Annotated in this window: 15 protein-coding genes and 1 riboswitch; of the genes, 13 read left to right on the plus strand and 2 right to left on the minus strand. The window is 53.5% G+C overall.

Annotated elements, in window-relative coordinates; all coding sequences use genetic code 11:
- Positions 1–88 precede the first annotated feature (88 nt).
- The 5 genes from KXU80_RS21125 (at position 89) to KXU80_RS21145 (ending at position 6,756) form a co-directional block, all read left to right on the plus strand.
- Positions 89–1,348: a DUF445 domain-containing protein gene (locus KXU80_RS21125; protein WP_219835114.1), complete on the plus strand. Its 1,260-nt coding sequence runs from the start codon at positions 89–91 to the stop codon at positions 1,346–1,348.
- Positions 1,349–1,598: 250 nt separating this feature from the next.
- A riboswitch (cyclic di-AMP (ydaO/yuaA leader) is annotated at positions 1,599–1,781 on the plus strand.
- Positions 1,782–1,959: 178 nt separating this feature from the next.
- Positions 1,960–4,302, plus strand: a complete 2,343-nt coding sequence (locus tag KXU80_RS21130) for a histidine kinase (RefSeq protein ID WP_219835115.1) — start codon at positions 1,960–1,962, stop codon at positions 4,300–4,302.
- A gap of 142 nt (positions 4,303–4,444) precedes the next feature.
- Positions 4,445–5,275: a basic amino acid ABC transporter substrate-binding protein gene (locus tag KXU80_RS21135; protein ID WP_219835116.1), complete on the plus strand. Its 831-nt coding sequence runs from the start codon at positions 4,445–4,447 to the stop codon at positions 5,273–5,275.
- A 96-nt stretch (positions 5,276–5,371) separates the two neighbouring features.
- Positions 5,372–6,022, plus strand: coding sequence for an amino acid ABC transporter permease (locus KXU80_RS21140; RefSeq protein WP_219835117.1), 651 nt, complete (start codon positions 5,372–5,374; stop codon positions 6,020–6,022).
- Positions 6,023–6,033: 11 nt separating this feature from the next.
- Entirely contained in the window at positions 6,034–6,756 is a 723-nt protein-coding gene (locus KXU80_RS21145; RefSeq protein ID WP_219839143.1) for an amino acid ABC transporter ATP-binding protein, read from the plus strand.
- 188 nt (positions 6,757–6,944) lie between these two features.
- Here the strand turns inward: KXU80_RS21145 and KXU80_RS21150 are convergent, their stop codons facing one another.
- Positions 6,945–8,174, minus strand: coding sequence for an aminopeptidase (locus KXU80_RS21150; protein ID WP_219839144.1), 1,230 nt, complete (start codon positions 8,172–8,174; stop codon positions 6,945–6,947).
- Positions 8,175–8,560: 386 nt separating this feature from the next.
- Here KXU80_RS21150 and KXU80_RS21155 point away from each other — a divergent pair, with 386 nt between their 5' ends.
- From KXU80_RS21155 to KXU80_RS21175, 5 genes are all read left to right on the plus strand, one after another.
- Positions 8,561–8,887: an MGMT family protein gene (locus tag KXU80_RS21155; protein ID WP_219835118.1), complete on the plus strand. Its 327-nt coding sequence runs from the start codon at positions 8,561–8,563 to the stop codon at positions 8,885–8,887.
- Between the two features lie 20 nt (positions 8,888–8,907).
- Positions 8,908–9,825 (plus strand): DMT family transporter, encoded by a 918-nt coding sequence (locus tag KXU80_RS21160; RefSeq protein ID WP_219835119.1) that lies wholly within the window; start codon positions 8,908–8,910, stop codon positions 9,823–9,825.
- A gap of 36 nt (positions 9,826–9,861) precedes the next feature.
- Complete coding sequence (locus KXU80_RS21165) at positions 9,862–11,604, plus strand: ABC transporter ATP-binding protein (RefSeq protein ID WP_258171088.1); 1,743 nt, start codon at positions 9,862–9,864, stop codon at positions 11,602–11,604.
- A gap of 120 nt (positions 11,605–11,724) precedes the next feature.
- Positions 11,725–13,497, plus strand: a complete 1,773-nt coding sequence (locus KXU80_RS21170) for an ABC transporter ATP-binding protein (protein ID WP_219835120.1) — start codon at positions 11,725–11,727, stop codon at positions 13,495–13,497.
- Between the two features lie 75 nt (positions 13,498–13,572).
- Positions 13,573–14,628: a phosphotransferase family protein gene (locus tag KXU80_RS21175; RefSeq protein ID WP_219835121.1), complete on the plus strand. Its 1,056-nt coding sequence runs from the start codon at positions 13,573–13,575 to the stop codon at positions 14,626–14,628.
- Between the two features lie 107 nt (positions 14,629–14,735).
- On the opposite strand, the gene KXU80_RS21180 is transcribed toward KXU80_RS21175, so the two are convergent.
- Positions 14,736–15,749, minus strand: a complete 1,014-nt coding sequence (locus tag KXU80_RS21180; RefSeq protein ID WP_219835122.1) for an LLM class flavin-dependent oxidoreductase — start codon at positions 15,747–15,749, stop codon at positions 14,736–14,738.
- 1,262 nt (positions 15,750–17,011) lie between these two features.
- On the opposite strand from KXU80_RS21180, the gene KXU80_RS21185 reads away from it, so the two are divergent.
- From KXU80_RS21185 to KXU80_RS21195, 3 genes are all read left to right on the plus strand, one after another.
- Positions 17,012–17,602, plus strand: a complete 591-nt coding sequence (locus tag KXU80_RS21185; protein ID WP_219835123.1) for a hypothetical protein — start codon at positions 17,012–17,014, stop codon at positions 17,600–17,602.
- Between the two features lie 281 nt (positions 17,603–17,883).
- Complete coding sequence (locus KXU80_RS21190) at positions 17,884–19,503, plus strand: ABC transporter substrate-binding protein (RefSeq protein WP_219835124.1); 1,620 nt, start codon at positions 17,884–17,886, stop codon at positions 19,501–19,503.
- Between the two features lie 74 nt (positions 19,504–19,577).
- Complete coding sequence (locus KXU80_RS21195) at positions 19,578–20,528, plus strand: ABC transporter permease (protein WP_219835125.1); 951 nt, start codon at positions 19,578–19,580, stop codon at positions 20,526–20,528.
- Positions 20,529–20,530 lie beyond the last annotated feature (2 nt).

Consider the following 20,530-nt stretch of genomic DNA (forward strand, 5'->3'; position numbering starts at 1 on the left):
GTACCAGCCGGGTCCTGCGATGATCCCAGTTTTGCAACGGATCCGGTTGTAGTGGTATGGTGTAAAGAGCAATCCTAGGAGGAAGATCATGGCGAAGGAATCTAAGAAAAACAGGCAAATCGCGAATATATCGCTCGGTGTGATGGCTGCGGGCTTCGCGGCGACGATTCCGTTCCGTACGGGAGGGCTCGGACTGCTGCATGCGGGGTTTGAGGCCGGCGTCATTGGCGGACTCGCGGACTGGTTCGCCGTAACGGCGTTATTCCGCCATCCGCTCGGCATCCCTATACCGCATACGGCACTCCTGCCGCGCAACCGGAAGAAAATGTCGGAGGGCATCGTGCGCGTTCTGGAAGACCGTCTGCTTGCCAAAGAGAGCATGATCGAGAAGCTGACGCAGATCGAGCTGGCCAAGCAGCTGCTGCCCGCCGTTCGAAGCGCCTTGCATTCAGCCGTCCACAGCGAGCGTCTGCCCCATCTGCTGACAAGCGTACTGCGCAGCGTAGATGCGGAGAAGATCGTGCCGATGCTGTCCGGCGAGATCCGTGCTGCGGCGAAGCGGATCGACCTTGAAGCCGTGCTGCGCGGGTTTCTGCGCAAAGCCGCCGAGAACGGCACGGACGAGCGCATGCTGGATCTGCTGCTGGAGCGCGCCGAGACTTGGGTGAGCACGGAAGGGATGCGCCGCGAGCTGGGCAACGCAGTCATGAACCTCGTTAAAGGGCTGAACGTCGGCGGGCTGATGTCGTTCGCGATCAATGCCTTCATCGGTTATTTGGACGAGGATAAGCTCGGAACGATGCTGCAGTCCTTTATTTTAACCAAAATTCACGAGCTGAAGGTACCGGATACGCAGCGCCGCATGCTCGTCATGGATAAGCTGCGGGAGTCGCTCGAGCTTCTTATTACCAGGCTCTCGGAATCCGGGCAGCTGGACGTTATTCGCGATGAATTGCTGCAAGCCTTTGATATCGACGGCGAGCTGACGAAGCTGTTCGAGCACTTGCGCGAGAAGGGAATTGCATTCCTTCATTCGGAGGACTTTGCAGCTAAGGCATGGCCGTTTCTGGAGCGCTTCCTGAATCGGATGGAGGAGAATGAAGCGCTCATCGCGGATGCCGAGCAATGGCTCAAGGGACAGGCGGCCGGCTTGATCGAACGCAATCACGCCAAGATCGGCGCCTTCGTGAAGGAGAATCTCGATCGGCTGGATAACGATCAGCTCGTGGAATTAATTGAAGACAAGGTAGGCCAGGATCTGCAGTGGATTCGCGTGAACGGCGCGGTCTGCGGCTTTCTCATCGGTCTGGTGCTACGCGGCATCGAAATGATCTCCGGCTACATCTGAGCGTCTGCAGGCGCGGGTCATGCTTCTGTATCAGCCCGCTTATGTCCTGGAATCCAGTAAATCCGCTCTTTTCCCTATTTGCGAGAAACAGCCATATAGTGAGGTAGAGCGAGATTGCTGGCGAATACCTGGGTTGTAAGCGTTATTATCGCAGGGGTTGATCGAAAACGAGAACGGAGCGTACATAGGTTTCCTTTACAAAAGGCAGTCGCAAGCGTAACATACGAGTCATGCTTAAACTTAAACGACGTAATTGATTACGCTGAATTCTCACTTAATTGAGAATCGGGGGAACCATTGAATGCCAGGCATACGGCCGGTAACAGGTACGGAATGCTTGCCATTAGGGGTGAATCTTGAGCCTTGCTCAAGTAGGGCAACTCTCATGCCCGAATCCGACAGCTAACCTCGTAAGCGAACCGGGAGAGGCGACGAATTGTGCGTGCAAATAGACACTTCATCATAGATGTGCCTAGAAGCCGCGAGAGGCGTTCCTCTGTTTAGAGGCAGTCTTTTGCAGGCTTCTTTTTTGATGTTCATTTTCGGTATGCGTATAAGTTAGAGGCGAACTAGTAAATTTATAGATACAAGCAGGAAAAGGGGGCGTTGTTATGGCCGGTTACCGCCGTAAAACTCCGGAGGAATTGCTGTTATCCATTTCTAAAATCCATCGCGGTCGACTTAAAATCTACATCGGCGCCGTCAGCGGCTCCGGGAAAACCTATCATATGCTGCGCGAAGGCCAGGCGCTCAAGCAGCAGGGGATCGAGGTCGTCGTCTGTGCCGTATCGACGATGCGCCGTCCGGAAACCGTGGAGCAGCTCGCGGACTTGGAGCGTATTCCGAGCATCCACTGGATGAAAGGCGACGTCGAGAAGAAGGATTTGAATTTGGATGCCATCGTAGAACGCAATCCCGAGGTGCTGCTGGTGGATTCACTGGCGCATGAGAACCGCCCCAATGCCCGGTTTGCAACACGGCTGGAGGATATTCGCTTCCTGCTCAGCAAAGGAATAAGTGTTATTACGACCGTCAACGTCTACGAGCTTGAAGGTGTGACGGAGCAGGCTCAGAAGCTGACAGGCATCTCGGCGGAATGCACGGTGCCGGCGGATTTGCTGGAGCTTGCGGACGAGGTGCGTCTAATCGACGTATCGCCTGAGACGATTCTGAACCGTTTGAACGAAGGCCGGCTGAATAACATTAAAGATCCTGAGTTGTTGAAGCGAGGGAACGTCGGCAAGTTGCGTGAATTGACGCTTCGCTTAGTTGCCGAGGGCGTCAACGAGTCGCTGGAGAAATACCGCGCGGAGCAGGGGTTCATCGGTCCTTCCGGGGCGTCGGAACGGATTCTTGTCGCCGCACAGTATCATATCAACGGTTCGATCTATATTAGGCGCGGCCAGCAAATCGCCAAGCGGCTCGGCGGCGATCTGCAGGTTGTCGTCTTCGACGATGCTTCCCAGGAGCCGACCAAGGAGCGGGATGCATTCAAGAAATCCATCCTGAAGCTGGTAGAAAAGGTCGGCGCGGGCTTCCGTGAAATTTCGATTACGAACCGCCGCCAGGTTCCTCGCGCGCTCATCCGCTACGCGATGCTCATTAACGCGACGCGTATTGTTATGGGACATTCCAAGCAGACGCGTGCGGAGGAGCTGCGGCAGGGCTCGATCGGCCGGAGCGTCTTGAAGCAGTCGCGCAACATCGACGTGTACTTCATGGCCGACCGTGCGGAGCACGAAGGCGAACGGGTGCTGGAGACGAAGCGTTCGGCGCCTAAGCCTCCCTCCGAGCCGTATCGCCGTTTGAGCACGCAGGAAGTGGAGAAGAAGATCGAGCGGATCCGCCGCGGCACGTTCAAGGTGTATATCGGAGCAGCGCCGGGGGCCGGCAAGACGTATATGATGCTGCGCGAAGGCAATGACTTGCTGCGCAAAGATATCGACGTCGTGATCGGCTTTGTCGAGACGCATGGACGTCCAGGCACGGAGGCGCAGCTCGGTCAGCTGAAGCTCGTCCCTCGAATGGTCATCCAAGACCATGGGAAATCCAGCGAGGAGATGGATGTCGCCGCTATCATTGCTCGCAATCCGGAGGTCGTGCTGATTGACGAGCTCGCGCATGCGAATGCGCCGGGCAGCCGGAACAAACGCCGCTACGAGGATATTCAGGAAATTCTGAACGCCGGTATTTCCGTTATTTCCACGCTGAACGTGCAGCATTTGGAGAGCCTGAAGGACTCCGTGGAGAAAATAACGGGCTGCACGGTTGCCGAAACCGTGCCGGATAATTTCCTTCGTCTGGCTGATGAGATGGAGCTGATCGACGTTGCTCCGGGCGCATTGCAGGAACGGATGCGGGAAGGCAGCATCTATAAGAGCGAGGACGTGGAAGGGGCACTCGCCGGTTTCTTCAAAACAGGCAACCTCATTGCGCTTCGCGAGCTCGCCCTGCGAGAGATTGCCGACGATGTGGATGAGCGGCTCGAAGCATGGGAACGGAACGGCTCCCTGCGGGGACCGTGGCGTAGGCACGAATCGATCTTCGTCGCAGTTACCGCAAGCATGAATGCGGAGCGTCTGATCCGCCGCGGCTTCCGGATTGCCTATCGGCTGAAAGCCGACTGGCATGTGCATTACGTGCAGGAGCACGGCAATCACTCGGAGGAGCATCGCAAGCGGATTGCGGAGATCAAGGAGCTGGTCGAACGTCTCGGCGGTACGTTTGAGGCGGAGGCAGGCGTTTCCGAGCAGAAGGTACCGGAAGCATTACTTGCGAAAGCCAATGCGCTCAAGAGCACCCAAATTATTTTGGGTCAATGCGGCCGCAGCTTCTGGAGTAAATTGACGCACAAGCCTGTCATCGAAACGCTGCTGCGGGAAGGCCGCCATATGGATATTCTCGTCGTGGCGGATTTCAACCCCAATATGGCGCTTGGCGAAGAGGATGAGTAGCCAATTGTCGTTTAAAGGGAGAAAATATATCGGAATTTGGTAATATGTGATAAAAGATGACATATTTAAATATTTAAATTGAATCCCCCTCGTATTCCTGATAGAATCTTCATAGATTATTATTGATTGAGGGGGAAACAAGATGAAAAAATGGTATGTGTCAGCAATCGTGACATTAGTAGCCATGTTAATACTAGCAGGTTGTGGTGCGAAGAAAAGCGAGAACACGGGAATCGAGAACGCCGGAAGCGCAGCGGGCAACAGCAGCGATGCGACGACGTACATGTTTGCAAGCGATGCGAGCTACGCTCCGATGGAGTATATGGACAAAGACGAGCTGAAAGGCTTCGACGTCGATTTTCTTGATGAAGTCATGAAACAAGCAGGCCTCAAGTACGAGCTGCACAACGTTGCTTGGGACGCGATGCTTGAGAGCGTGAAGCAAGGCAAAGAGTATCAAGCCGGTATTTCGAGTATCTCCATTACCGACGATCGGAAGCAAACGTATGATTTCTCCATGCCGTACTTCGAATCGACGAACGTTATCATGGTGAAGGAAGACAGCGACATTAAGAGCGCGACTGACCTGAAGGGCAAGAAGGTTGCCGTGCAGGGCGGAACGACTGCTGATATCCTCATGACCAAAATCATGGGGGAGGGCAACACGGATCTGAAGAAATTCGACAGCAACGCTGTAGCGCTGCTTGAGCTCGATCAAGGCGGCGCGGATGCCGTCGTGGCCGACATTGCTATCGTCAGAGACTACGTGAAGAACAACCCTGGCAAGAAGCTGAAGAGCATTGCGGATTCTACGAACTTCAACTCCGAGTACTACGGCCTCGCTTTCCCGAAAGGCAGCGAGCTGAAGGCGAAGCTGGACCCTGCAATCAAGGCGATTATCGAAAACGGAAAATACGCAGAAATTTACAAGAAATGGTTTGGCGAAGAGCCGAATACGGCAAACTTGAAATAAGAATGAGTAGAAGAGTGTGCGTGCCGTAACGTTGCGCATACTCTTTTTTCCTTTCATAACCTCCGTTTCTTGATGATAACGAAAGGACGTATCCGAATGGATTTTAGATTTGATATCATCTGGGATTATGCGCCTCTGCTGCTGCGGGGCACGCTGTATACGATTTGGATATCCATAGCTTCGATTTTGCTGGGCTCGATTTTTGGGCTTGGCGTAAGCTTGGGCAAAATGTCGCGGTATTGGTTCTTGCGCTGGCCGATGCAATCGTATATCAACTTCTTTCGCGGAACGCCGCTACTGGTGCAAATCTTTATCGTGCACTTCGGATTGATTCCGCTTATCTACGGCAAGACGAATGCCATTATTGCGGCTGTCGTAGCGCTGTCACTCAATTCAGCGGCCTATTCGGCTGAAATTTACCGGGCAGGTATTCTCTCCATTGATAAAGGGCAGATGGAGGCAGCACAGTCGCTTGGGATGACGCATTTTCAAGCGATGCGGTTCATTGTGCTTCCGCAGGCTATCAGACGAATGATTCCGGCGTTCGGCAACGAGTTTATCCAGCTGCTCAAGGATTCTTCCTTGCTCGCGCTCATTACGGTTCCCGAGATTATGTATTGGGGCAATGCGATGAAGAATCAATATATTCGGATCTGGGAGCCGTACATGGCGGCGGCAGTTATCTATTTCATCCTCACGTACACGCTCAATAAGGTGCTGGTAGCGATAGAAAGGAAGGTGAGCTGACCATGAACCCGATTATTCAAGTAACGGGCTTGTCCAAAGCCTTCGGCGACAACGTCGTGCTCAAAGACGTTTCCGCATCGATTGCGAACCAGGAAGTGGTCGTCGTGATCGGTCCTTCGGGCTCGGGCAAATCCACCTTCCTCCGCTGCCTTAATCTGCTTGAAAAGCCGACAGGCGGCGATATCCTCATCGAAGGCAAATCGCTGATGGACAAGCGGACGAATATTACAACGATCCGTGCGGACGTCGGCATGGTGTTCCAGCAGTTCAACCTCTTCCCGCATTTGAAGGTGATCGACAACATCACACTGGCGCCGGTGCAAATCCGCAAATGGCCGATTCAGAAGGCGCGGGAGAAAGCGATGGAGCTGCTGCGCAAGGTTGGCTTGGAGGACAAGGCAGGCGTCTACCCGCCATCGCTCTCCGGCGGTCAAGCCCAGCGTGTCGCGATCGCCCGCGCGCTTGCGATGGAGCCGAAGATCATGCTCTTCGACGAGCCGACCTCGGCGCTTGACCCCGAGATGGTCGGCGAGGTGCTTGCCGTCATGAAGCAGCTGGCCAAGGAAGGGATGACCATGGTCGTGGTCACCCACGAGATGGGCTTCGCGCGCGAAGTCGGCGACCGCGTCGTCTTCATGGAGCAGGGCTACATCGTGGAGCAAGGTACGCCGAGCGACTTGTTCGAGCGTCCGCAGCAGGAGCGGACGAAGGCATTCTTGTCGAAGGTGCTGTAGGCAACGAAGCCGCGGTGCTTATCGCGAAATTATAAATACGATTAGCCAGACGGCTTACTGACGTCTGGCTTTTCTATTGCAGAGTGGGTGAGACGAAAAAAAAGCACCAATCCGGCGCCGCAAAGCGTCGAATTGGTGCTTGCTCGATAGGGTCTTCGGGCGGCGCTGCAGCGGCGCAGCCAGCCCGATTAGAATGCCCAGTTGCCGCCGCGGAACAGCGGCTCGGTCGTGCCATCGGCACGAATGCCGTCGATGTCGAGCTCCGCAGAGCCGATCATGAAGTCAACGTGAACGAGGCTGGAGTTCAGGCCGTTCGCGACTTGCTCTTCCTCGGACATCGTTTTGCCGCCTTCGATGCAGAACGCATACGCTTTGCCGATTGCAAGATGGCAGGAAGCGTTCTCGTCGAACAGCGTGTTGTAGAAGATGACGTTCGTATCCGAGATCGGCGAACGATGAGGCACAAGTGCGACTTCACCCAGATAAGCGGCGCCTTCGTCGGTGCCGATCAGGTTCTTCAGCACTTCCAGTCCTTCTTCCGCTTGCACGTCAACGACTTTGCCTTCCTTGAACGTGAGCGCGAAATCCTTGATTAGATTGCCGCCGTAGCTGAGCGGCTTCGTGCTCGTCACGGTGCCGTTGACGCCGCCGCGGAGCGGAGCGGTGAAGACTTCTTCCGTCGGCATGTTCGCCACGAAAATATCACCTTTGGCGTTCTCGCTGCCGGCGCTGATCCAAATATGGCCGGGAGCCAATTCAATCGTCAGGTCTGTGCCCGGGCCCGTGTAGCGCAGCGCGCGGAATTTCTTCTCATTGAGGTGAGAGGCTTTCGTATCCAGCACCTCGATGTGGGATTTCCACGCGGCAACCGGATCCGGCTCGTTGATGCGCGTTGCGGCGAAGATGGCATCCCACAGCGTATCTTCTTGTTGATCGGCAGCCACGTCAGGGAACACCTTAGCCGCCCAATCCGGGGATGGCACGGCTACGATGGACCAGCTGACTTTGTCCGACATGGTGTAGGTGCGCCATGTTTTGAGCGCGATGCCTGCAGCTTTGTTGGCATTCGCAATCCGCTCGGGCTTGATGCCCTTCAGCAGATCGGGGTTGGAAGCGACGATGCTGAGGAACGCCGCATTGTCCTTGGCCATGTCTTCCCAGCCTTGCGCACGCCACTGCGGAAATTCATTGAAGGCTTCGTCGGGAGCGAGCTCGTATTTCGTGCGGGTCACAACATCGTCGTTCCACTCAACGTGTACGTTTTTGGCGCCCACTTCATAGGCTTTCTTCACAACCATCCGAACGAACGGTGCGGATGAGATGGATGCGGTAACGACCAGCGTCTGGCCTGGCTGCACATTGACGCCGACCTCAACGGCCAGCGCTGCATAGCGCTCGAGTTTTTCTTGGAAATTAATCAATGGGTCCACTCCTCATAAACGGAATAGTCCTATTTTAACATATTTACGCGGTAAACCCTAAATGTGGGCGGATTTAGGTCATGCAGCTTGTGAAACAGGGGTATGCGGGACGTAATGCGGCCAAGAACGAGATTGAACTGCTCGCAGCAGGGAGAATGGATGGCTGAATTATCTAGGGCAGAGGTTGATAATTACGAACGTATTTTCGTATAAATGCACTATTAGTCGAAGAATTGAGGTATACTAGGAAGACAAAAGCGACCGGCCCCATGTCCACCTCGAGAAGCTTCGAATCTTTGTATACGAGCTGCCAGTAAACCATGCTGCGGGCCGGCTTTAGTCTTGCAGCGTCTGCTGCCAAGTCCACAGAAGGAGAAGTACCTATGACACCGTTCACCGAACGCGTACTTCATGCAATTAAGGCCATACCGGCCGGAAGCGTCATGACTTACGGTCAAATCGCGGAGCAGGCGGGCAGTCCGCGCGCCGCGAGGCAGGTCGTACGCATTCTTCATTCCTTGAGCGCGAAGCATGATCTGCCTTGGCACCGCGTCATCAATGCCCGGGGCGAAATCGCGATCGGCAGCGACGAAGGCCGGTTTCTTCAGCGCGCGCTGCTGGAAGAAGAGGGCGTGTACGTCAGCCCGGCGGGAACCGTCGATTTGACGGCGTACCGGCATGATTCAAGCGGGGGATCATCCCCAACCTAGCAAGGGAAAGAAGGATTACAGTGCCCAGACTCATCTATGCCGCGCTTATAGGTTTAAGTCTCATCTGGGGCGGCTCGTTTTATTTTATCAAAGTGCTGCTGCACGACTTCGGACCTTGGTCCATCGCGTTTCTGCGTTCGTCCTTCGGGCTCGTGATCGTGCTGCTCGTCATGCTGCTGTTCAAGAAGCCGTTCGGCTTCCGCAATATCCCTTGGTCCGCCATGTTCATCATGGCCGTCACCAATACGGCCGTCCCGTGGACGCTCATCGCTTTCAGCGAGCAGCGGCTGACGAGCAGCATGGCATCGATTCTGAATGCGACGACGCCGGTATGGACCGTGCTTGTCGGTATCTTGTTCTTCCGCGGCAAGTCGGGCCGGATGCAATGGGCGGGACTTGCCATCGCAACGGCAGGCCTGCTCATTCTGCTTGGCGTAAGGCCGGGCTCGCTGCTTTCTATTGACGGAATCGGCTTCTTTGGCATGATGGGCGCCACCTGCTGTTACGCCGTCGGTTCCCAGTTGTCCAAGCAGCTGTCGCAGCGAGGCTGCTCCATGTATCAGATTACATACGGCACCTTGCTCAGCAGCGCGGTTGTGAGCGGCGTGATTGCCTGTTCAACGGAATCGATTACGCTGGCGAAGCTGACGTCTGCTTCCAATGTACCGATGATCGTCGGACTAGGGATGTTCGGATCCGGATTCGCGTACATTCTGTTTTATTACATGGTGGAGAAAGGGAGCGCCGAATTCGCCTCCATGGTAACGTATCTCGTACCGTCCACCGCGCTGATTTGGGGCTATACGCTTCTTCATGAAGCGATTAAATGGAACATGCTCGCTGGACTCGTCATTATTCTCGCAGGCGTCTTCCTTGCCGGACGTAAGGGACGGCCTGCGGCCTTAAGTACGAAGCGTGCAGATGCGCTGTTGAAGTGAATGGCCCGCAAGGGCAATAGAAAAGGGGTGTAAAGCTTGTCTTTCGTGACGCGGCTTCAATGGTTTTTCAAAACGAGATGGTTACATTATACGCTGGCGATCAGCTTAATGACGGCGGTCAGCCTGCTGCAAACGATCCCTCCGAAAATGATCGGAAATACGATTGACCATATCCAGAAGGGCGGCTTGACCGCCTCTGAATTAAGCCGGACAGTGCTGCTCCTGGTTGGACTTGCGCTGCTGCTGTACGTGCTTGTATATGCATGGATTACGACGCTTTTCGGCAACTCCGCCCTGCTCGAGAAGCTGCTTCGCGGGCGGTTCATGGCGCATTTGACGCGCATGAAGCCGAGCTTCTTCCAACGTAACAGCACGGGGCAGCTCATGGCGCTCGCGACTAACGATATTTTGGCAATCGGCAATACGTCGGGCTATGGGGTCATGACGCTCGTCAATACGCTTGTCGGCGCATCGGTCGTTATCGTGACGATGATTTCGTTGATCGATTACAAGCTCATGCTGGCTGCGCTCGTTCCTCTTCCGATGCTGGCGGTCATCATCAACTTGCTCGGTAAGAAGGTCAGGGCGCGCTTCTTGGCCGCGCAGAATGCTTTCGGCAAAATGAACGATCATGCGTTGGAATCGATCTCCGGCATCCGCGTCATCCGTTCTTACGTGCAGGAGAATCATGATCTTGACGCATTCGACAATGTGACGACCGAAGTGATGGAGCGCAACCGGGAGGTATCTCAGCTTAATGCACTGTTTCAACCGTTGATCTCCCTTATCGTAGGCGTCAGTTATTCCATCGGCATCGGCTACGGCTCTTATCTGGTCTTCCATGACGAGATTACGCTGGGGCAGCTGATTTCGTTCAATATTTATCTGGGCATGCTGATATGGCCGATGATTTCGTTCGGTGAATTCATCAATGTCCTGCAGCGCGGCAATGCGTCCGCGGACCGTGTGGAGCAGTCGTTCGTCCAAGAGCCGGATGTCGTTAATCCTGCGGTGCCGGTCGAAGTCGATCTGCCTGTGAGCATTGAGATGCGCGGCCTTACGTTTACCTACCCGTCGGCGGTGCAGCCGAGCCTGCAGCAGGTTTCATTTAGGCTGGAACGCGGGCAGACCCTTGGGATCGTGGGACGGACGGGCAGCGGCAAGAGTACGCTGCTGAAGCAGCTGCTTCGGCAGTATCCGATAGCGGAGGAGCAGCTGCTCATCTCCGGCGTGCCTGTGGAGCAGCTCGCGCTTGAGCGCGTGAAGGCATGGGTCGCCTATGTGCCTCAGGAGCATCTGCTTCTGTCAAAGTCGATCCGCGACAACATTGCGCTCGGCAAGCCGGACGCGACAGACGCGGAAATCGCGAAAGCAGTGGAGATGGCATCGTTCACCACCGACATCGAGGGCATGCCGGATGGCATGGGCACGATTGTCGGCGAGAACGGCGTCATGCTCTCCGGTGGCCAGAAGCAGCGGCTCGCGATTGCGCGCGCACTGCTGATCGACGCAGAAATCCTAGCGATGGACGATTCCCTCTCGGCTGTCGATGCAAGAACCGAGAGCCGCATTCTGAACCACATCCGCAAGGAGCGTGCCGGGAAGACGACCTTCATCTCGACGCACCGCTTGTCGGCCGTCAGTCACGCCGACTGGATACTCGTGCTGGACGAGGGCCGAATTCTAGAAGAAGGCACTCACGAGCAGCTGATGCATATCGGCGGCTGGTACAGACAGCAATGGGATCGTCAGCAGATGGAAGCCAGCTTGGAGGAATAGATTTCAAGCCTCCATACAGGCACCGCATTCAGCGACCTGTCCCACGACTCAAGCAATCGGATAATCAATATTCTAACGCACCCGTTAAGCGGGTACGAACTGTCAGGAGGTACCCTACTTATGAATCCATCCACGACGAGAAGGCTGTACCGCTATGCGCTCGTCTACAAATACCGCATTATTGCAGCGCTTCTCGTTCTATGCTGCGCCGTCGGCGCCGAGCTAGGCGGGCCCTACATTGCCAAAATCATTATCGACCAGCATTTGTCCCAGAAGGTGAATGACATCGGCGCGGTGCTGAAACTGCTCGGGCTGTACCTGGGCTTGCTGCTAACCGCGAGCATTTGCAACTTCACGCAGTCCTACCTGCTGCAAGCTACGGCGCTTCGCATCATCAAGAACATGCGGATGGACTTGATGCGTCATATTGCGCGCATACCGCTGCGGTATTTTGACAATACGCCGATTGGTCAGGTCGTCTCCCGCATCGCCAACGATACGGAAGCAATCCGCGATCTGTTCATGAGCTTCATGGCGACCTTCGTCGTGAGTGTTGTGCAGTTGACGGGCATCTATGTGGCGCTGTTCGTACTGGATACGCGGCTTGCGCTCTTTACCTTGATTCTGCCGCCGATCTTCGTCGTTATTATGTACGTTCACCTGAAGTATTCCAAAATCTTCATTACGATCATGCGTGCCAGACTGAGTGACATGAACGCAATGTTCAATGAAATGATCAACGTCATGCCGATCATTCAAGCCTTCCGCAGGGAGAAAGTAACGGTCGAAGAGTTCGAAGTGCTGAACAACGATCGCTACGTCAATCAAGTGAAGCAGTTCCGCGTATTCTCGCTGTCCTCGCGGAATATCGTAGGTACGATCGGTGCATTGGTAACGGCGATGATTATCTGGTATTTCGGGCGTCAATCGCTGGTAGAGGCGTCGATCTCGTTCGGCGTGTTTTACGCGTTCATTGATTATTTGGGACGCATCTTCAACCCCATCATCGGCATCTTCGATCAGCTGACGAATGCGCAACGGGCGTTCGTCTCCGCGGAGAAAGTGTTCGCGATCATGGATCTTGAAGGCAAGGCTGTTGATGAGGCCGATGGCGTCGAACGTCCTCAAGGCGTCGTGAAATTCGATAACGTGACCTTCGCTTACAAAGAAGGCGAGAACGTTCTGAAAGGTATTTCCTTCGAAGCTCGCAAAGGCGAGACAGTTGCGTTGGTCGGTCACACCGGCTCCGGCAAGAGCTCCATCATGAACCTGCTGCTCGGCTTCTATGAGCCGCAGCAGGGCGAAATTTCCATCGATGGCCGGAACATCGCTTCGTTTTCGAAGCAGGCGCTGCGCAAGCATATGGGTATCGTGCTGCAGGATCCCTTCTTGTTTGCGGGGGATATCAAGTTCAACGTCAGCCTCTATAACAAGAACATTACGATCGACCGCGTGAAGAACGCGCTTCGCGAAGTAGGCGCATCCACGTTCATCGAGCAGCTGCCCGGCGGGTATGACGAGCAGGTGGTAGAGCGGGGAAGCACGTTGTCGTCGGGACAGCGCCAGCTTATCTCGTTCGCCAGAGCGCTGGCGTTCGACCCGTCCATCCTCATTCTGGACGAAGCGACGGCGAGCATCGACAGCGAGACGGAGGGTCTCATTCAGCAGGCGCTGAAGGTCGTGAGCGCAGGGCGGACAACGCTTGTGATCGCGCACAGATTATCGACCATCCGGGAAGCCGATCAAATTCTTGTGCTGCACCGCGGAGAAATCGTGGAACGCGGAAACCATCGCGAGCTGATGGCGCTTGAAGGGCGTTATTACAAAATGTATCAGCTGCAAACAGGAGAGAAGGCAGCGCCGCTTTCGGGCGGAGCGCCGGTCATTATATAACGATGGCGGTCCGAAAGGGCGGGTCTTTGCAGGGGAGTGCAAAACCGGCGATAGATTAAAGGGAGAGAATCGGCGATGAATGCGTGGTTGAAGCAGGACGGATCATTGGATGAAACGCGGATTGTACGGCGGGAGACGCTCTATACAGGCATGAACGGGAAGCGCGTAGAGCGGTTCTTGCTCGTTTCCGGTGACAGTGTCGTCTATAAGCCCTTGACCAACGACAGCCAGCTGGGGAAAGAGGCTTGGGTGTACGCGAACGTGCTGCCGCATTTCCCGTCGATCTATCCAAGGCTGCTGGCCCATTCGGACGGCAGCGGCGCGGAGAGTGAAGTGGAGGAGCCAGATTCGGCCTCTGGCGAGCTCCAAACAGGTGCTTCTGCCGTTTCGCACAGTGGAGAAAGCTTGGAAGCGATAGAGCCTTGGTGTCTTTTTGAAGATTTGGGGCCATTGTCGCATGCCTTCGACGAGCGGATTGTGTCGGAATTGATTTTGCATATGGCGGCATGGCATGCTCTACCGGTTGAAGCGCTGCTGGATGCACCGCTGCTGGGTCCGAAGCCGATGATCGATGTCCTCCTTCGTGACGTGTACGCGAGGAAAGAAGAGCTCCGGCGAGCCCTGTCGGACCTTCCGGCGGGCGTAGAGCTGGTGGAGCGTGTACTTGCGGATGGGGATATCATGCCCCCGGGCTGGATGAAGCGCGTGCAGTCGCACGGCGATCTTCATCTCGGCAATTATACGTTCGTGAACGGAGAAATCAAGGTGCTCGATTGGGAGCATGTTCATCTGAACAGTCCGTATTGGGATCTCTATCATGTGCTCGATCTCTCCCATCCCGTATTTCCGAAGCCGGCGGATGCAAAGGTCCGGGAACGGATGCTCGATCTCTACGTACAAGAGTCGGCCGTGCGGGGGATCGTCTATGATCCGGCTGCGTTTAAGGGGGAATATGCACGCTTCTCCGCAGTATTCTCGCTGTGGATGCTGCTCCTCATTGAGAAGGATCTTGCATCGCTGGCGGTTTCTCATATTCCAGCCAAATGGTCGCCCGAGCAGCTGCAAAGGCAGCGGAAAGAGACGCGAGACAGCCTAGTGCAATGCGCTGCGATGCTGCCTCCATTGCAGTAGCGGCATGCGTAATCGGGTGGATGACGCATGTAATCGGCTGCACCGATTGACGCACTGAATAGAAACAAAGAAGCACCCTCTGCGCTGGCAAAGGAGTGCTTCTTTGTTTAGGATGAGAAAGCCTTGAGGTTTGCGGCTTCGGCGATAATCTCATAGGAGTGGAGCCGTGCCTGATGGTCATACACTTGCGAGTGGACAATGACCTCATCAGCCATTGTCTCCTGAAGAATCTCTTGCAGGCGGCTGGCAATTTTGGCCTTGGTCCCGGCAATTGAAAATTGGAGCTTGGACTGCAGCGCTTCGCGTTCATGCGGATGCCAGATGCCTTCCATGCTGTCCACCGGCGGTTGAAGCTTGCCAGGACGACCGCGGACCAGATTGAGAAATTGCAGCTGCTGAGAAGTGGCCAGCCGTGCGGCTTCCTCGTCGGTTTCGGCGCCGACGATGTTCATACCGATCATGACGTACGGTTTATCCAGTACTTCGGACGGACGGAAGCTGCTGCGGTAGAGGTGGATGGCAGGCATGAGATATTCAGGGGCAAAATGGCTCGCGAACGAGAATGGCAGCCCCAGCTCGCCAGCCAGCTTAGCGCTGAATCCACTGGAGCCGAGCAGCCAGATCGGTACGTTTAAGCCTTCTCCAGGCGTGGCGCGAACGGTTTTGATGGCTTCTTCCGGCTGGAAGAAGTCGCGAAGCTCAGCCAGCAGCTCCGGGAAATCCTGCCCATGCATCGCGAAATCGCGCCGCAGCGCGCGAGCTGTCAATTGGTCGGAGCCAGGCGCGCGACCAAGTCCGAGGTCGATTCGGCCGGGGTACATGGATTCCAGCGTACCAAATTGTTCGGCAATGACAAGCGGCGCGTGGTTCGGCAGCATGATACCGCCGGAGCCGACACGAATGCGCTTCGTGCCTCCGGCCACATAGCCGATGACGACAGATGTAGCGGAGCTCGCGATGCCGGACATATTGTGATGTTCCGCAAGCCAGTAGCGGTTATAACCGAGGCGCTCGGCAAGCTGTGCCAGCTCCAGCGTATTACGGAAAGCAGCCGCCGGCGTCGAGCCTTCTACGACAGGAGCCAAGTCCAACACGGAAATAGGAACAGATCGATTCGACATAAGAAACCTCCTAAAAGTTTTGCGGGCGAAGCCGCGCAGCCGGGAACCCGGCAAGAATAGCAAAACTACATCGGAAGCATAAGCTTAAGTTTTGCGGGCGAAGCCGCGAAGCCGGGAAGCCGGCAAGAAAAGCAAAACTACATCGGAAGCATAAGCCAAGTTTTGCGGGCGAAGCCGCGCAGCCGGGAACCCGGCAAGAAAAGCAAAACTACATCGGAAGCATAAGCTTTAGTTTTGCGGGCGAAGCCGCGCAGCCGGGAACCCGGCAAGAAAAACAAAACTACATCGGAAGCATAAGCTTTAGTTTTGCGGGCGAAGCCGCGCAGCCGGGAACCCGGCAAGAAAAGCAAAACTACATCGGAAGCATAAGCTTAAGTTTTGCGGGCGAAGCCGCGAAGCCGGGAACCCGGCAAGAAAAGCAAAACTACATCGGAAGCATAAGCTTAAGTTCTGCGGGCGAAGCCGCGCAGCCGGGAACCCGGCAAGAAAAGCAAAACACATCGGAAGCATAAGCTAAGTTTTGCGGGCGAAGCCGCAACGTTTGATTTGTAACTCATATTATGGAGCAGTCGCAAAAATATATCAAGCTGCTAACTATTAGTAAGCGCCTGGCTGCGACATCAACAATTTCGCTGAGTTGAGGAGCGAACTTTATGAGGATTTGCTGAAGCTGCCGCGGCCGATATAGCTAAGATATGAATAAAAACAGGCCTCCCTTGTTAGAGGCCTAGATCTAAACTTGACTCGCTTGATTTTTATTTTAGTAAAGCTCTCTTGAAGTTTGGAAATTACATTACTGATAGCTTCTTCGGTTGATTTCTGAGTTGGTACCTTCAACAAAATCATCCCAACCGCCGTTTTCTTAATATGGAGTCGAGCTGATCCACCATAAATCCATTGACTATTCATAAACTGACGAGGCGGTGGCATGTCCTCATGCCGCCTTCTTTTCACAACCTTACAGTTAGGAATAACCATTCTAGCCCAAAATTATGTGATTAATTGTACAGTATGAGATGAATAACTTTACCGGCTCGATGAAGCCGGCTGACTACTTGGCAGAAACGATCCATAAGGAGGAGATCGTCGCAGGAATCCCCGCAAATAACCAAAGGGAGATGATGGAATGAAACGAGTTGTGGTCGGTATGAATAATCTCTCACTCTAGAAAAGTCTCCGTAAACAAAAGATATCAACCACATGATAACGTTTATTAAGAAACGCAATTAATAGTTTGTTTAAAAAATATGAGGTGCTATTAAATGAAAAAAGTTCTTTCTATTACAATAGTTACTGCTATAATTTGCGGTGCATATGGTGTTCTACAACTAAATCCAAATAAAAATACATCAGATGCAGAAGCCACATATCAAACAAGCCCTACTGTAGCAATAACTCCTTCAGTAAATAATAATTCAAGCAGAGTCGTAAACGTTGATGCAGATTATTCCGATGGTGTTACGACAATTGATGACTTGAAAAAGAATGCGGACCTAATTGTCTATGGTCAAGTCACTTCGCAGATTCAATATAGCGATTCTGCTGTTCAATCAACAATTAATGTCAATAAACACAGAAAAGGAATAGCTCCAGAAGTAATCAAAGTATTTCAACTCGGAGTTGTTGGAAGCGATGATGTTTTATCTCCTGGCCAATCTTATCTACTATTCTTAGGGAAACAAACTGATGATCAAGCAGATACATTCTTTATAAAAGGCGGTACTCAAGGTCAGATTCAAATAGATCAAAATAAACTATATTTTAAAGATGCTTTAATGAAAAAGGATTATGACAGAAAATTCGTCTCTTCCACGGGGCAAGCCGCTTCCTTTGACTCATGGCTTAACAAGTAAGAAGGCGCTGAAGTCGCCGATTATGCTGGAGAAAGAACCGTTGCTGTCACAACCAACTGCGGGGCGGGCAGAAGGTGAGTAGATAGTTGAAGACTGGTGCGGGAGAATGGAGAGTTCTTAGATTCGGAGAGTGATAATAATTTGCAAAAGCGGAACGATAAGTATGACGGATAAGGAAGGTAGAAAAGTCATCTCGCCGCGGTTTGCAATTCCGAGTAAACCAGTATACAATACTAGGAGATTGAGAGAGAAGATAGAGAGTCGAGAGAGGAAGAGACATCATGCGTAAACCTTTGTTTGCTGCAGCAATACTATTGACCCTGCTGCTCAGCGCCTGTTCTTCAGGAAATGGCAATAACAATTCCGGAGCGGCGCCGTCCGAAAACCCATCAACCAATAATACACAACCTGCTGCGGACGAGCAACCCAAAGACGGGGGAAACTTGATTATCGCCGTTGGAGCGGACCCGGTTCTTCTGAATCCGAACTATGCAGGCGACCGTGTCAGCTTGACGATCGACCAGGCGCTGTACGCGCCGCTGTTCCAAGTTAATAACGGCAAGAAAACCTTTTATCTCGCGGAAAGCCTGGAGCCTTCTGCCGATAACTTAACGTATACATTGAAATTGAAAAGCGGTCTGACTTGGCATGACGGCGAGAAGCTGACAGCTGATGACGTCGTGTTCACAATCGACAAAATTCTTGACGAGAAGCAAAACAGCTTCCTGCGCGCTAACTTCATCATTGGCGGCAAACCGATCAAAGCGGTCAAAGTCGATGATACGACCGTCGAATTCAAACTTCCGCAAGTGAGCCCTGCTTTCGAAGCTACACTCGTTCAAGTCACGCCGATTCCGAAGCATATTTTCGAGAACGAAGCGGATATCGAGAAGAGCCCGAAGAACAGCACGCCTGTAGGCTCCGGCGCATTTAAGTTCAAAGAATACAAAACGGGCGAGTACGTGACGCTCGAGCGCTTCGACAATTATTTCGCGGGTAAACCGCATCTGGATTCCATCACCTACCGGATCGCCAAAGATACGAACGCAGCCAATCTGGCGCTCCAAAACGGCGAGATCAACATTAAATACTTGGATCCTCAAGACGTAGCGACAATTCAAGCGACGAATAATTTCGAAATCACGCCTTACAGCGAAGGCCGTTTGTCTTACCTGCTCTTCAATGAAAACAGTGACACAGGCGTTATGGGCAAGAAAGAAGTTCGCCAGGCGTTGTCGTATGCGCTGAGCCGCGACGAGTTGATTGCAACGGCCTATATGTCCGGCGATTACGCAGATCCTGCTAAATCGATTCTGGCTTCCGACAACATCTACTTCGATAATGATGTCGCGAGCTTCGACAACGATGCCGAGAAAGCGAAAGAACTATTGAAAACAGCAGGCGTAAGCGGCTTGAAGCTTCGTTTCATGACGTCGAGCGGGAACAAAGCGCAAGAAGCCATTGCCCTATACGTGCAGCAAAAGCTGAAAGCCATCGGCGTTGACGTCGAGATCAAACCACTTGATGCTTCGGCTTACGGTGCGAAGTTCGTGGATCCTAAAGCGGCCGACTTCGAATTGGCAGCGGCAGGCTACATCATGGGTTACGATCCGGATGCCTATAGCATCCTCTACACAACAGGCGGAGATGCGAACTATACGCACTACTCCAATAAAGCTGTAGATGAGCTGTTCAAACAAGGAGCAGGCGAAGGCGATGCTGCGAAACGCGGCGAAATCTACAAGAAGCTGCAAGAGCTTGTAGCGGAAGACGCACCTGTTTACCCGATCGCATACACCAAAACCATCGTGGCTGTCGACAAGAAATACGGCGGCTTGCAAGAAGCTGTACTGAAGCCTGTCGTCATCTTCGAAGATCCATCTAAACTTTATTTGAAATAAGGATGCACGGGAAAATAAGCTGGGGTCCATCCAGCTTATTTTTTTGTCCTATCGCGTTCTAGGAGAGCAGACACATGAGACAACTAATTGTCCGAAGATTATTGCAAAGCGTACCGATGCTATTTTTCATCTCGCTTGTTTGTTTCGCGCTCGTCAAGGCGGCGCCGGGAGACCCGGTGCTGTCTTTTGTTACGCCGAATATGCATGCGGACGACATCGAACGCATCCGCCACAACCTTGGCCTCGATCAACCCGGTTACGTGCAATACGGGATATGGCTGAAAGATAGCTTAACCGGCAATTTGGGTTATTCGCTCGTTAACCATAGGCCGGTAATGCCGCAAATCGTGGAACGGCTGCCGGCAACCGCCGGCTTGATGGGCGCTTCCATCGCGCTTGCCGTTCTCTTATCCATTCCGCTTGGATTGCTGGCGGGCTCGAACCGCAACCGGTGGGTGGATAAGCTCGTGAATTTATTGGCCTACATCGGCATCTCGGTTCCGCTGTTCTGGCTGTCGATCTTATTTATTTATTTCTGTTCCATTAAACTGCACTGGCTTCCTAGCCTCGGCATGCATACGATCGGCAAGAAGGGCGCGCTGGACGTGATCAAGCATGCAATCCTGCCGTGCTCGGTGCTGACAATCAGTTTCCTCTCCGTGTATGTACGGTATATTCGTTCCAGTGCGATCAGCCAGCTGAAGGAAGATTACGTGCAAATTCAATATGCCTTCGGCTCAGCGAAGCGGACGATTCTGTTCCGCCACGTTATGAAGCATGTCCTGCTTCCTGTCATAACGCTTCTTGGGATGTCCCTAGGTGATCTTGTGACAGGCGCGATTGTGACGGAGGCGGTATTCTCTTGGCCCGGTATCGGTTCGCTTGGGGTGACAGCGGTCCGAGGATTTGATTACCCCATCATCTTGGGCATTACGCTATTCGCTTCTATCTTGCTGATCGTAGGCAATTTGCTTGCGGACATCCTGTACGGCATTGCCGATCCAAGAATCAAAATAACGAGGTGAGT

The sequence above is a fragment of the Paenibacillus sp. R14(2021) genome, from assembly GCF_019431355.1.
Lineage (GTDB): Bacteria > Bacillota > Bacilli > Paenibacillales > Paenibacillaceae > Paenibacillus_Z.